The sequence below is a fragment of the Aeromonas sp. 603607 genome, from assembly GCF_049171595.1.
Lineage (GTDB): Bacteria > Pseudomonadota > Gammaproteobacteria > Enterobacterales > Aeromonadaceae > Aeromonas > Aeromonas veronii.
The window spans coordinates 87,990-101,281 of the sequence record NZ_JAAKOV010000018.1 but is presented as its reverse complement, the minus strand read 5'-3'; the positions used below and the strand labels follow the sequence as shown (position 1 = coordinate 101,281).

Annotated in this window: 14 protein-coding genes; 7 read left to right on the top strand and 7 right to left on the bottom strand. The window is 57.6% G+C overall.

The window, feature by feature from the left end:
• Positions 1 to 22: 22 nt before the first annotated feature.
• Together G5315_RS16770 and G5315_RS16765 are read right to left on the bottom strand one after the other, a co-directional pair.
• Positions 23 to 2,455, bottom strand: coding sequence for a formate C-acetyltransferase/glycerol dehydratase family glycyl radical enzyme (locus tag G5315_RS16770; protein ID WP_421333467.1), 2,433 nt, complete (start codon positions 2,453 to 2,455; stop codon positions 23 to 25).
• Positions 2,456 to 2,459: 4 nt separating this feature from the next.
• On the bottom strand, positions 2,460 to 3,356 hold the full coding sequence (locus G5315_RS16765) for a glycyl-radical enzyme activating protein (RefSeq protein ID WP_421333465.1): 897 nt from the start codon (positions 3,354 to 3,356) through the stop codon (positions 2,460 to 2,462).
• Positions 3,357 to 3,484: 128 nt separating this feature from the next.
• On the opposite strand from G5315_RS16765, the gene fsa reads away from it, so the two are divergent.
• Together fsa and G5315_RS16755 are read left to right on the top strand one after the other, a co-directional pair.
• Positions 3,485 to 4,138: a fructose-6-phosphate aldolase gene (fsa, locus tag G5315_RS16760; RefSeq protein WP_421333463.1), complete on the top strand. Its 654-nt coding sequence runs from the start codon at positions 3,485 to 3,487 to the stop codon at positions 4,136 to 4,138.
• A gap of 125 nt (positions 4,139 to 4,263) precedes the next feature.
• Positions 4,264 to 4,443: a hypothetical protein gene (locus G5315_RS16755; RefSeq protein WP_227340845.1), complete on the top strand. Its 180-nt coding sequence runs from the start codon at positions 4,264 to 4,266 to the stop codon at positions 4,441 to 4,443.
• 8 nt (positions 4,444 to 4,451) lie between these two features.
• On the opposite strand, the gene G5315_RS16750 is transcribed toward G5315_RS16755, so the two are convergent.
• On the bottom strand, positions 4,452 to 5,651 hold the full coding sequence (locus G5315_RS16750) for an HD-GYP domain-containing protein (protein ID WP_421333461.1): 1,200 nt from the start codon (positions 5,649 to 5,651) through the stop codon (positions 4,452 to 4,454).
• A 168-nt stretch (positions 5,652 to 5,819) separates the two neighbouring features.
• On the opposite strand from G5315_RS16750, the gene rsuA reads away from it, so the two are divergent.
• Complete coding sequence (rsuA, locus tag G5315_RS16745; RefSeq protein ID WP_421333460.1) at positions 5,820 to 6,512, top strand: 16S rRNA pseudouridine(516) synthase RsuA; 693 nt, start codon at positions 5,820 to 5,822, stop codon at positions 6,510 to 6,512.
• Positions 6,513 to 6,531: 19 nt separating this feature from the next.
• On the opposite strand, the gene G5315_RS16740 is transcribed toward rsuA, so the two are convergent.
• On the bottom strand, positions 6,532 to 7,431 hold the full coding sequence (locus tag G5315_RS16740) for a DMT family transporter (RefSeq protein ID WP_421333459.1): 900 nt from the start codon (positions 7,429 to 7,431) through the stop codon (positions 6,532 to 6,534).
• 157 nt (positions 7,432 to 7,588) lie between these two features.
• Between G5315_RS16740 and G5315_RS16735 the strand changes: the two genes are divergently transcribed.
• Together G5315_RS16735 and yfcE are read left to right on the top strand one after the other, a co-directional pair.
• A complete protein-coding gene (locus tag G5315_RS16735) occupies positions 7,589 to 9,226 on the top strand; it encodes a peptide ABC transporter substrate-binding protein (RefSeq protein ID WP_421333458.1) in 1,638 nt (545 codons plus the stop codon).
• Positions 9,227 to 9,236: 10 nt separating this feature from the next.
• On the top strand, positions 9,237 to 9,779 hold the full coding sequence (gene yfcE, locus G5315_RS16730) for a phosphodiesterase (RefSeq protein ID WP_227340840.1): 543 nt from the start codon (positions 9,237 to 9,239) through the stop codon (positions 9,777 to 9,779).
• A 36-nt stretch (positions 9,780 to 9,815) separates the two neighbouring features.
• Here the strand turns inward: yfcE and G5315_RS16725 are convergent, their stop codons facing one another.
• The 3 genes from G5315_RS16725 to flgA form a co-directional block, all read right to left on the bottom strand.
• On the bottom strand, positions 9,816 to 10,232 hold the full coding sequence (locus G5315_RS16725) for a flagella synthesis protein FlgN (protein ID WP_040066163.1): 417 nt from the start codon (positions 10,230 to 10,232) through the stop codon (positions 9,816 to 9,818).
• Positions 10,229 to 10,549: a flagellar biosynthesis anti-sigma factor FlgM gene (gene flgM, locus G5315_RS16720; RefSeq protein WP_421333456.1), complete on the bottom strand. Its 321-nt coding sequence runs from the start codon at positions 10,547 to 10,549 to the stop codon at positions 10,229 to 10,231. Before flgM ends, G5315_RS16725 begins: the two co-directional genes overlap by 4 nt.
• Positions 10,550 to 10,642: 93 nt before the next feature.
• Positions 10,643 to 11,326 carry a flagellar basal body P-ring formation chaperone FlgA gene (gene flgA, locus G5315_RS16715; RefSeq protein ID WP_421204980.1) on the bottom strand — a complete coding sequence of 228 codons (684 nt, stop codon included), beginning with the start codon at positions 11,324 to 11,326 and terminating at the stop codon, positions 10,643 to 10,645.
• 144 nt (positions 11,327 to 11,470) lie between these two features.
• Here flgA and G5315_RS16710 point away from each other — a divergent pair, with 144 nt between their 5' ends.
• Entirely contained in the window at positions 11,471 to 12,382 is a 912-nt protein-coding gene (locus G5315_RS16710) for a chemotaxis protein CheV (protein ID WP_005344523.1), read from the top strand.
• Positions 12,383 to 12,401: 19 nt separating this feature from the next.
• The gene (locus G5315_RS16705; RefSeq protein ID WP_005344525.1) at positions 12,402 to 13,226 is read left to right on the top strand and encodes a CheR family methyltransferase; all 825 of its coding nucleotides are present in this window, start codon (positions 12,402 to 12,404) and stop codon (positions 13,224 to 13,226) included.
• Positions 13,227 to 13,292: the final 66 nt, after the last annotated feature.

Sequence of the window (13,292 nt, the reverse complement as noted above, 5' to 3'; positions counted from 1 at the left end):
AGGCGCCATGGGGAGCGCCCCGTCAGAGACTGTGCTCGGTGCGGGCGATGATATCATCTTGCGCATCCGGGGATAAGGCGGTGAAGAAGGCTGAATAGCCCGCCACCCGTACCACCAGATCCCGGTATTGATCCGGATTGGCCTTGGCTGCCAGCAGGGTTTCCCGCGAGACGATGTTGTACTGCACGTGCCACCCCTTGTGCACCTCGAAGAAGGTGCGCAGCAGGCTCATCAGCTTGGCCTTGTCCCGCTCGTTCTCAAGGCTCGCCGGACTCAGCTTCTGGTTGAGCAGCACCCCGCCGAGGATGGCAGCCGTGGGCAGCTTGCCGATGGAGTTGAACACCGCCGTCGGGCCGAGACGATCCGAACCCGACGAGGGGCTGGCCCCTTCCGCCAGCGGCGTGCGGGCGTGGCGGCCATCCGGGGTGGCCATGGTGGCGGCACCGAAGGGGACGTTGGCCGAGATGGAGGAGGTGCCGGCATAGTAGGTGCCGCCGATGGGGCCACGGCCGAAGCGGGAGTTGTGCAGCCCCTTGAGCTCGTCGATGTAGCTCTGGTAGGCCTGCACCAGCAGCAGGTCAACCTCGTCCAGATCGTTGCCATATTTGGGGGCTGCATTGGTGAGGCGCTGGCGCAGCTGCTCCCCCGCCAGTCCTGAAAAATCTTGCTCGAGTGCTTCGGCCAGCTCTTGCTGATCCACTATCCCCTGTTCGAACACCAGTTTCTTCAGGGCAGCCAGACTGTTGCCGAGGTTGGCGATCCCCACCTGCAGACCTGAGACCCAGTCATAGACGGCGCCCCCCTCCTTGATGGTCTTGCCGCGCTCGATGCAGTCATCCACCAGGGCGCTGCAGAGGATGTCGTGGGCCTGAGCCTCCAGCACGCTGTCGACCACGCAGTCGATCTCGATGGATTTGCGGGTGAAGTAGCGCACCTGTTCGTCCCAGCGGGCCATCACCTCGTCAAAGTTGCCAAAGCTCCCGTCTCGCAGCGACTGGGGCTGGGGCAGGAATACCTTGCCGGTGGTGGCATCGCGGCCGCCATCAAGGGAGGCCAGCAGGATGCGGGCGAAGTTGATAAAGCTCATGCCGGTGCAGCGATAGCCCCACTTGCCGGGCACGGCGGTCTCGATGCAACCGATGGCGGCGTAGTGGTGGGCATCCTCCACGCTCACCCCGAGCTTGATGAACTCGGGGATCACCACCTCGTCGTTGTTGAAGGCGGGCATGCCAAAGCCGCAGCGGATCACCTGAATGCAGGCGTCGAGGAAATCCTCGCTCATCCCGGCATGGTAGCGCACCGAGAGGTTGGGCTGGGTGGATCTCAGCTGGCCGCAGGACTCCAGAATCGCGTAGGAGAGGCCGTTGACCGCGTCATGGGTACTGCCATCCCGCCAGTTCTGGCCGCCGATGGTGACGTTTTGATAGAGCGGGCTGCCGGCGGATGCCTTGGAGTGGGTGCCGGAGCGGATCTTGTTCACCTCCAGCAACTTGAGCCAGCACCCTTGCAGCAGCTCGATGGCGCGCGTCCGAGGCAGGGATTCCGACAATTCCACCTCGCGGCGATACCAGGGGTAGAGGTGCTGATCCATCCGGCCAAACGACACCGAGTGACCGTTGGATTCGATCTGCAGGATGAGCTGGATAAAGTAGCAGAGCTGCAGCGCCTGCCAGAAGGTCTCGGGGGTCTGGTGGGCGATGTGGGCGCAGTTGAGCGCGATGGTCTCAAGCTCGTTTCGGCGCTCGGGGCGAGATTCTTGTGCTGCCATATCATGGGCAAGTGCGGCGTAGCGCGAGATGTGAGCGCTGACCGCATCCAGAGTGATGGCGACGGCGTGCAGGAACTGCTCGCGCTGCAGATCGGCCCAATCCGCCAAATCCAGCCGACTGCGGCGCTCGGCCACCTTGGCCTTGAAGCCATCGAGCCCCAGCGTGAGCAGCTCCTCATAGTTGACCGCGAGGTGGGCATCCCCCGAGGTCATGTTGCCCTCGGCCTTGATGATGCCGCTCTCCAGCAGCGCTTTCTGCTCGTCGGTAAAGAGGCCGAAGCAGCGATCCTGCACCGTCTGGCCGCGCCAGAAGGGGGTGAGGGCGTGGATGATCGCCTTGTCGGTTTCGCTGACTGCAAAACCGGCGCCGGGGCGATCTGCCAGCTCGTCGATCTCCTTCTCAATCCAGCTCACCGTGTATTCGGGAAAGAGCGGCGCCGCCCGTACCTGACTGGCCTGATTGCCGACGATCAGCTCGTCGTGCTTGATCCAGATGGTGCGTTCCTTGAGGTGATGGGCCAGAGCCAGGGCGCGGCGCACCGGCAGCGGCCGGGCGAGATGAGTCTGATAGGCCTCGGTATAGTGGCGGGCCCGCTCGGTACAGACCGGCGGCTGAACGATGTGGATCAGGCTCTCTTTGTGGGCGCGGATCCGCGGGCTGAGGGTATTGAGGTCGAGCTGGGTCATGATCTTATCCTCTGGTCACAGGGGTCAGCCCCTGACGTTGGGCGTATGCGTGGGCAAAGCGGAGTAAATCGGGGTCGTCAAACGGTGTCTCAGGCGCCTGATAGGGCAGATCCAGCAGGGCATATTTGCCCATCCCCAGCGTGTGGTAGGGGAGGAAGTGGATCTCCTGCACCGTGCCGAGGCTGGCGGCGGTGTCGGTGATGGCTTCGATCGATGCGTGGTCGGCATTGAAGCCGGGAATGAGTGGCACCCGGATCTGCATCGGCACGCCGCGCTCGGCGAGGCGCTTGAGGTTCGCGATGGGCAACTCCACCTTGCCGCGGGTCCAGTGGAAGAAACGTTCTTTATCCACGTGTTTGAGGTCCGCCAGCACCAGATCCAGTGAGGGAAGGCTTTGCTCAATCTGGTGCCAGGGCACATGCAGGCAGCTCTCGACCGCGGTGTGCAGCCCTTCGGCCTTGCAGCGGGCCAGCAGGTTGGCAGCAAATTCGGGCTGCATAAACGGTTCGCCACCGGAGAGGGTGACGCCACCGCCGCTGCGCTCGAAGAAGGGGCGATCCCGCAAGATGGTGTCCATCAGGGTGTCCAGGGTTTCATCGCGGCCGCACACCTGCAGCGCTTCGCTTGGGCAGAGGCCGCGCAGCCGTTCCATATCGTCGGCCTTGAGGGCAGAACGGCTGAGCTGGATGCCCTCGCTGTCACGCAAGATTGCCGGACACGCCTGGCTGCAGAGCTGGCATCCCTCGATGCACTGGCGCCGGTCGAGTAGTATGTCCGGCTTGGGAGAGCGGCTTTCCGGGTTTTGACACCAGCGACAGGCCAGCGAGCACCCCTTGAGAAATACCAGGGTGCGAATGCCGGGGCCATCGTGAGTTGAATATCGTTGCAGGTCGAAAATCATACCGCCTCCTTTTGTATTTGCATTCTATTTGCTTTCATTCGAAAGTTGATTTGATTTCGATCAAGCTATTTGCAGATGTTTTATCGCTAGAATGGCGACATATTGAACATCCCGTTAAGGAGTTAGAGATGGAGCTGTATCTCGATACCGCCGATGTGGCGGCAGTGCGTCGCTGGTCACGGATCCTGCCGTTGGCCGGTGTCACCACCAATCCTTCCATTACCGCCGCCGGGGGATTGCCGCTCTCCGAGCTGCTGCCCGCCCTGCGCGACGTGCTGGGCCCCAAGGTGCGCCTGTTTGCCCAGGTGATGGCCAAAACCGAAACCGAGATGGTGCGTGAGGCGTTCGCCCTGCGTGAGCTGGACCCGGATCTGGTGATCAAGATCCCGGTATGCGCAGAGGGGCTGGCTGCCATCAAGAGCCTGACCGCCAACGGCGTGCCGACTCTGGGCACCGCGGTCTATACCCCGCTGCAGGGCTGGCTGGCGGCGGTGGCGGGGGCAGAGTACGTGGCGCCCTACGTCAACCGGCTGGATGCCCAGGGGGGTGACGGCATCGCCACCGTGCAGGAGCTGCAACAGCTGCTTGCGCTGCACGCGCCGAACAGCAAGGTGCTGGCGGCATCGTTCCGTACCCCGCGCCAGGCGCTCGACTGCCTGCTGGCGGGTTGCCAGTCCATCACTCTGCCGCTCGATGTGGCGGAGCAGCTGATGAACGTGCCAGCGGTGGATGCGGCGCTGGTGAAGTTCGATCAGGATTGGCAGCGCGCTTTCGGTCGCTGATTGCCTGATTGCAGTGACAGATGGGGGAGGGTGAGGAGACGCAGGAGGGGATTGGGATTGACCGACTAGACTTGTAATAGGCAGTCAGATGCGCTGGCTGCCTTGCGATCTACCGGAGGTATCCCATGAGCGACCATCTGCTGCTCCCCCATGGTGAAGATCTGCGACGTGCGGTGCGCTGGCTCAGTGAGCACCACCAGTACGATATCGCCGCCATCGAAGAGGCCAGCCAGCGTTTCGATCTCTCGCCGCTGGATGAGGAGTTTCTGATCCGGCACTGGCTCGATAGCCAGCGCCAGTCGTGAGGACAGAGTTAGAAGAAGTTGGTGAGGTTGATGCCAAACTCTTTGGGGTCGACCGTGCACTCGATGCTCTCCTTCACACTCGATCTGGCCAGATCCAGCCACTGCACATCGAGGTAGTGGCGCTGGGAAGCGTGATAGATCACCTTGACCACCGGCTTGAGCGGCTGCTGCTCGTTGCGCTGCATCACGATGGCCAACCGCTGGTTTGAAAGCTGTACCAGCGTTCCCACCGGATAGACCCCCATGCACTTGATGAACTTGGTGACCAGTTCGGCATCGAAGTGCTGGTTGACTCCCTTTAGCAGAATGCGAAAGGCCTGGGTGGGTTGCATGCCAGCCTTGTAGACTCTGTCGGCAGTCACTGCGTCATAGACATCGACAATACCGCTCATGCGGGTATAGAGGGAGAGTTCATCCCCCTTCAGCCGCTGCGGGTAGCCGGTACCGTCGAGCCGCTCGTGGTGGTTTGCGGCTACCTCCAGCATGGTTGGGGTGATGCCGGGGGTATTGCGGAGAATGTCGTAGCTATGCACCACATGCTGGCGCATAATGGCAAACTCTTCGTCGGTCAGCTTGCCCGGTTTGTTGAGCACCTCGTCCGGCGTCATGATCTTGCCCACGTCGTGCAACAGCCCTCCCAGAGTCAACTCCTTGAGCACGCTGCGTTCCAGCCCCAGATAACGGCCGAAGTTGGCAAGCAGAATGGCCACGTTCATGGAGTGCTCCATCAGGTAAGCATCCTTGGCACGAATACGGGCCAGGCAGAGCATGGCATCGCCGTGGGTGAACATGGTGTCCACCATCTCTTCGGCGACTTGGGCCAATGGGGTAATGTCGATGGGCTCACCCGCCTTGAGGTGGCGAATGAACTTGCCTTGCAGCTCGCGTGCCTCTTGGTAAAGGCGGCGGATCTTCAGTTCCCCACCTTCTCCGTTGGCACTGGCACGGCGTCCCACCTGGGCGCTGTTGGCATTGAGGTTGGGGGAGGTAACGGCGTCACTCTCGGCACTGCCCAGCTTGCTGCGGGCCAGGTCGATGCGCACTGTGAGCACCCCCTGACGTACCAGATTGGCAATTTGTGCCACGTTGGTCACCATGCCCATCCGGGCGATCTCCATCCCACCTGTCTGGCTGGCAATAGCAATCACATACATGCCGGGTTTCAGCTGGTTGACGGGAATGACGGGGTAGGATGCTTGAGACTTCATGAGGGCTTCCTGACTCTTATTATTATGTGTATCGTGCGAATGGCTCGCACCCGAGAAGTGTAACATCGGATGGTTGGTTCGTCATAATTGGCAGCTCCTTAACAGTGGCGTTGTCGCCCCCGCCCGATATAATGACGCCCCTTTACTTGTTGGACTCCGAGGTTGTGAATGCGGCTTGATAAATTTCTGTGCGATTGTTCCGATTTGACCCGCTCGCTGGCAGGCAAACTGATCCGTCAGGGTGAGGTCATGGTGGATGGCATTGTGGTCAAGCAGCCTGCCTTTCATATCAATGAGCAGAGCCAGATCGAGTTTGACGGCGTGCTGCTGACGCTGGAGCAGCGCAACCGTTATTTCATGCTGCACAAACCGGAAGGGTATGTCTGCTCCAACGAGGATCCGGATCACCCGACCGTTTTCTTCCTGATGGATGAGCCGGCGATGGGCAAGCTGCACGTGGTGGGGCGCCTTGACCTCGATACCACCGGACTGGTGTTGGTGACCGACGATGGTCAATGGTCCCATCGCATCACCTCGCCGCGTCGCGAATGTGCCAAAACCTATCACGTCTGGCTGGCCGACCCGGTGAGCCCGGATGCAATCGAGTTGTTCGCCGAAGGGGTCTACCTGCGCAACGAGACCGATAAAACCCGTCCAGCCCAGCTGGAAATTCTCGGTGAGTGCGAGGCCAGGCTGACAATTCACGAAGGCAAGTACCATCAGGTCAAGCGGATGTTTGCCTCCATCGGTAACAAGGTCGTTGGCTTGCATCGCGAGCGAATTGGTGGCCTGACGCTGGATGAGGCGCTAGCTCCCGGTGAATACCGTGAGTTGACCGCTGAGGAGATTGCCCTGTTCTGAGCTGGGATGGTGCCGGGTGTCAATGAGTGCTGAAACCCAGCACCAGTGCCGTACCCAGGGTGGCAATCAGTGCCCCCGCCCAGGCGGCAACGGATGGCCGCTCCCCCGAGTGCCACCACAACAGCGGCAGCAGCAGTACCGGAGTGGTGGAGGAGAGAATGGCCACCATGCCAACCTCGCCCTGCCGTAACGCAATCAGGATCAGCGTCATGCCTAGCGTCATCGCCAGGAAGCCATTAGCGATGATCATAGCTAGGACCCTACGGTTGATAGGGTTTAACGGACGTGCGATAGGCATTCCTGCCAGTCGCAAGCTGCAGTGTGCCAGCAACGCGGTGGCCATTCTGACCCCGGACGCGCTGACGGCATCGACATTGCCGCTCATCATCACAGGTTTGGCGATGATCACACCGAGACTCTGGCAAAGCGCAGCGGTGAGACCCAGCGTGATGCCTATTCCCAGGCCGCCACGGATCTGCTCCCACTCGTTATTGTTGCTGCGCCTGCCAAACAGGATCGCCAGCATCACGCCGACAAAAACCAGCAAGGCACCCAGCAAGCGCCATCCGGTCAGTGGCTCATTAAACAACCAGAGCCCCAGCATGGCTGAGAAGAGGGCATGACAGGAGAAGAGCAGGCCGCTGCGTCTTGGGCCCATCCTGTTCATGCAGGCATAGAGCGCCGTATCACCAATAAAAATGCCGATAAGTCCGGAGAGGGCGAGCAGTGGAAGTGTGCCGGCGGTGAGGGTTTGCCAGCCGCCGCTGAGCAGGCTGATGCTGCCGAGCATCAGGCTGACCAGAAACATGCGCCAGCGGCTGTAGGCAAATGCGCCGAGATGACGGGCCGGTTTGACCGAAATCAGCGCTGCAATTGCCCATAAACTGGCCGAGGCGAGGGCCAGCCACTCATAACCCATAAAAACTCCTGAAAAAAATCTCCCGAAAGACTCCATCTCCCGGGCAAGCCCGATACAATACGGGGCGTTTTCGGGGATAACAAGCGCGGCATCAGGCATTCATAAGGCGAGCCGTCGGCCTTCCCCCTCCTGCAGTAGTTTTATTCGAGGTTTTGTCATGAGGTCTGGTTTCTTCCCCACGCTGGCGCGACGCTGGCTCCCCCCCCTATTGCTTGCCGCGCTGGCCGTTCCACAGGCTCATGCAACAGCCGTTGTACAGCAGCCTCCTGTGGCCGACCGGCAGATGTTGGTCAAAGGCAATGGTGCCGAACCGGAATCCCTTGACCCGGCACTGGTGCGCTCCGGTTTTCCGGGGGAAGCCGTGTTGGTCGATCTTTTTGAAGGGCTGGTCAGTGAGGATGGCCAGGGGCATATCGTCCCGGCTCAGGCACAGCGCTGGGAGGTCAGTGAAGATGGGCTGGAGTGGCGATTTTTCCTGCGCCCCCAACTGAAGTGGTCCAATGGCGAGCCGCTGGTGGCCGCTGATTTCGTCTATGCCTGGCGCCGTCTGCTCGATCCGGCCATCAACTCCCCTTCTGCCGGATTGCTGTTGGCCATGGGGATCAACAATGCGCAATCCATCTATGCCGGCGCACTGGAGCTCGACAATCTTGGCATTGAGGCGCAAAGCGATCAGATCCTGAAAGTCACCCTGGAGCGGCCGGTTCCTTATTTTTTGCAGCTAATAAGTCAGCGTCCCTTTGTACCGGTCAATCGGCAGGTGATAGCCCAGTTTGGCAAACAGTGGACCGAGCCCGGCAAGCTGGTGAGCAATGGGGCGTATCGTTTGGCTAGTTGGGTGCCTAACGAGAGACTCGAAGCCGAACGCAATATCCACTACTGGGACGATCGCCACACTCGCATCGGGCGAGTCACCTACCTGCCGATCACCTCGCAACATGCGGAGCGGCTGCGTTATGAGGCCGGTGAAATCCAGCTGACCAACAAGGTCTCCCTCGGCTATTACCAGAAGATGAAGCGCGGATCCCCGGAGCGGCTCTGGGGCTTGCCGCTGTTTGGTACCTATCTCTATGCATTCAATTTGAAACGCCCGGAACTGCAGGATGTGCGGGTGCGTCAGGCGCTCTCCATGGCGGTTGATCGACTGCAGCTCATTGAATCGGTGAGCGGGCAGGGTGAACAGGCGGCATGGTCGCTGTTGCCGGAGATGCCAGGTTACCCCCGGGTGGTATTGCCTGTCGCGCTTGAAGATATGCCGACCCGTCAGGCCAAAGCGGCTGCACTGCTGTCAGCGGCCGGGTATAACAGCGCTAATCCACTCAAGCTGAGCATTACCTACAACAGTGCCGACACCCACAAGCAGATGGCAATGGCCATTGCTGCCATGTGGCAGAAGCTGGGGGTACAGGTCACCCTCAACAGTCTGGAGTGGGGCTCCTATCAGGTGGCCAAGGATAGCGGTGATTTCCAGGTGGCCAGAAGTTTCCTGTTTGGCGATTACGTGGAGCCGTCAGCCATATTGGGCAGCTTCCGTTGTCAGGATCTGCGCAACGAGAGCGGCTACTGCAATCCCGATTTTGATCTGCTGCTGGAGCAGGCTGCCAATACGCTGGACAGTGCGAGTCGGGTTGAATTGTACCGGCATGCCGAACAGTTGCTGCTTGAAGAGGCGCCGATCCTCCCCGTGTATCATTACAATCAGATGAGACTGGTTGACCCCACCCTGCGGGGACTGCCCAGCCAGAATTTGAAAGGGACGATTGCCACCAAGGATCTCTATTTCAGCCCGCAGTGAGGAGCATTTCATGAAACTTGCCATCATTTCCGACATCCACGGCAGCATCATTGCGCTGGAGCGGGTGTTGACCCGACTTGACTCCTGGCAGCCGGATCACTATCTGCTGCTCGGCGATCTGCTCAACCATGGCCCGCGTAATCCTCTGCCGGAAGGGTATAACCCGGCGGCAGTGGCTGACAGGCTCAACGAGCTTGCGCCACAGATCATCGCGGTGCGGGGCAATTGCGATTCCGAAGTGGATCAGATGCTGTTGCGCTTTCCCATCACCGCCCCCTACAACCAGTTGCTGATCGATGAGCGGCGCTGGTTTGTCAGCCACGGTCATCTTTATCGCCCGGACGAGGTACAGCTACCGGCGGGTAGTCTGTTCCTGAGCGGCCACACCCATGTACCTGTGCTGGAGTGGCAGGGGGAACGGATATTGATGAACCCGGGGTCAATCTGTTTCCCGCGCGGCGAGCTGCCAGCCAGTTATGGAAGCTATGAGGATGGGGTACTGCGCGTCAACGCGTGTGAGGATGGGCGGGAGTTGTTGCGCCTCGCGCTTTAAAACGGAGAGCAAAAATGCAAGGCCTGATAAGAGATGTCAGGCCTTGATACCGTAGGAGCGGGTGCCAGAGCGAGTATTGCCTTTGGCGTCATAGGTCAGGCTGTTGCGATCACGCAACTGACTCAGAAAGGTTGCCAGACGACGGTTGGAGACGATGCTCAATTCAAGCAAGCGACCGTTGATATCATTTTGTGCCTGGCAGGCATCCAGTTTTGCACGAAGCTGCGCCATCTCGTCGGGATAGGCTGCCAGCTGCAGTGCCAGTTCCGGCATCTCTGCCAGTGTCTTGTCCAGAGTTTCTATCGCAGCAAGCAACTGCTGTTTGCGCTCGGTCAGTGCAGGCAGGGCCAGTGCCTGATGCTGCTCGAGCAAGCTGAACTCCTCTTCCAGAATGCCTTGCATCTGGCTGAGGTAATCATCTTGGGTGTGCAGTAACGAAGGTAAGTCCATCATCCCAGAACTTTGTCCAGATTGGCCTCGAAACTGAACATCTTCTTGGCTACAGCGTCGCTGTTAACCTGATATTCGCCACTCGCGACGGCTTTTTTCAGTCGTTCAACCTTGCTCTCGTTGCCGGCTGAGGCGGTATTGAGGTTCTGTTGCATTTTTTGCAATTGTTGCGCCTCACTGGTCAAGGAGACGGAGTCCAGCTTGACAGTGGTCGCTTTGTTTTCGGGCGATGAGGTGACTGACTTGCTGCCTGTCCCTTGGCTATTAGCGGTATTTTGCAACCGATTATTCGCCAAGTTGTTGATATTGTTGATGGCCATTTTAGTTACCTTCGTCTGCTTTAAGGTTTGCTTACCTGTTTATCGGTGCGGCAGCTCAAAACTTTAGAAAAAAAATTGTTCAGGCTCCGGATATCAAAAAGTGACCGATGCGGCACCGACTGCTGTGACTTTACCTTCCACCGTTTTGCCGGAGCGAATATTGACGAGTTTGATGATCTCTCCGAAACTGCCATCTTGCAAGGCTCGGGCCATGGTTTTGATCTGGAAGTTGCTGTTTTCGGCTGTCAGGGTGACCTGATCCCCTTTACATATCACGCAAACCTGGCTCAAGCGGATGGGCTGTCCCGGTTTGATCTCCCGCTTGCTGCGTACCCCAATCAGAGGGGCCGGGTTGGTCAGATAGTCACCACGGATCAGGGTTTGATCCTGAAACGCCACTACCAGCTTGCTTTCATTCAGCAGATCCCCTTTGGTAATGGGGTCGGTGACAGTAACAAAGGGTTTTTGAATACTGACCCTTACCGGTAAGTAGACATCCCAGGGTTTTTCTTCCTCACACTTCATGTAAACAGTTGTATTACGACGAATTTCCATTTTTGCTGGCAAGCTGATGGTCAACAGATCATCGCAACGGGTTAGCGGGAGTCTCTCATCAAGGGTCGCGGCAGTGACCTCTGCTCTGGCATCCAGCGGCAGATCGAGTTGACCATAAACGAACTCTTGTGCCTGCTCTCTCAGATAGGTTGTGACATCCGAGGCATGGCTCGAGGATATGCTGCCAAAAAAGAGGCTGATGAGTAAAAGTCGGTTAATCATTTTCGCTCGTCGGTCGATAAGTTGTTCACGCATATCACCATATTTAACTATGATTGCTTCAGAATCTGTTTGTTGTCACATCGATAGTCTGACGCAATCCATCACGCATGCATGATTAATGCCAAGCGTTTTTAGGGAGTGTTTATGGCCAGTATCCTGGACTCGGTCAACCAACGTACCCAGCTAGTGGGGCAAAACCGGCTGGAATTGTTGTTGTTTCGTCTCAATGGACGTCAAAGATTTGGCATCAACGTATTCAAAGTGCGTGAAGTGTTGCAGTGCCCCCCCTTGACCGTGATGCCCAAGTTGAACTCCTGTATTCGCGGAGTGGCTCATATTCGTGGCCAGACTATCTCGGTCATCGATCTCAGCATGGCAATGGGCAAGCGCCCCATTGAAGATTTGAGCAAGTGCTTCATTATCATCTCCGAGTACAACCGCTCCATTCAGGGTTTTTTGGTGCACTCGGTCGAGCGCATCATCAATATGAACTGGGAATCTATCCTTCCTCCCCCCAAGGGGGCTGGTCGCATCAACTATATGACGGCGGTTACCGAGGTTGATGGCGAGTTGGTCGAGATCCTCGACGTTGAACGTATTCTCAACGAAATATCTCCGGTTTCTACTGAGGTCAGCCAGGAGCTGGTGGAGGCCAGTGTCGAGCATCCGACCTTGGGACGTCCCGTATTGGTTGCTGACGACTCTTCGGTTGCGCGCAAACAGGTACAGCGTGCGCTGGAGGCGATCGGAGTTGAATGCGTGCTGGCAAAAGATGGCCGCGAAGCATTGAACATGCTGCTGGAGATGACCAAAAATGGCCCTATCAAGGATCAGATTGCGCTGGTGATTTCCGATATCGAAATGCCCGAGATGGATGGCTATACATTCACTGCCGAGATCCGGAATAATCCCAATCTCAAAGATTTGCATGTTATTCTGCATACCTCGCTCAGTGGTGTATTTAACCAGGCTATGGTGCAAAAAGTTGGTGCAAACAACTTTATTGCCAAGTTCCAGCCTGATGAATTGGCCAAAGCCGTACAAAACGCACTCTAATTTAAAGAAGAACAGCTGCATGAAGACACTTTCGGATGACTTATACAAACAGTTCAGCAACTTTCTTGCGGTTCAGAGCGGGATCGTGCTGGGTGATAACAAACAGTATCTGGTGAAGAGCCGTCTTTCACCTTTGATGGCACAGTTTGGCATCGAGAGTCTGTCTGAACTGGTCACCCGTGCAATGAGTGTACGAGAGCGTGACCTGAAAATGGCGGTTGTTGATGCGATGACCACTAACGAGACCCTCTGGTTTCGTGATACATATCCGTTCCAGCTGCTGACCGACAAGATTTTTCCTGAATTGGGCAAAAGTGGTCGCCCTGTCAAGATTTGGTCTGCTGCCTCATCTTCGGGACAGGAGCCATATTCTATCGCCATGACGGCGCTGGAGCAGCAGATGAAGAAGCCGGGTACCTTGCCCGGTGGAGTGCAGATTGTCGGGACAGACATATCGACTACCATGCTGAATCAGTGCAAGGAAGGGGTATATGACAGTCTGGCTTTGGCACGCGGATTGTCGCCAGAGCGCAAGAAAATGTTTTTTGAGCCCTATGGTGACAACAAAATGCGGGTGGTAGAGCGAGTCAGAAAATTGACCACCTTCCGGCCGCTCAATCTGCTGGAGAGTTATAGTCTGCTCGGTAAATTTGACATCATTTTTTGCCGTAACGTGCTTATCTACTTTGCACCGGAAGTGAAGTCAAAAATCCTCAACCAGTTTGCATCCAGCCTCAATCCTGGTGGATACCTGATGCTGGGAGCGTCGGAATCGCTGGCGGGTTTGACTGACCGATTCGAGATGATTCGGTGCAATCCCGGAATTGTTTACAAGGTCAAATAACGTTGCAGCCCATGGTATTCAATGAGTTGTGATTGGTGACATTGTTTATAAGAGAAGGAGGCACAG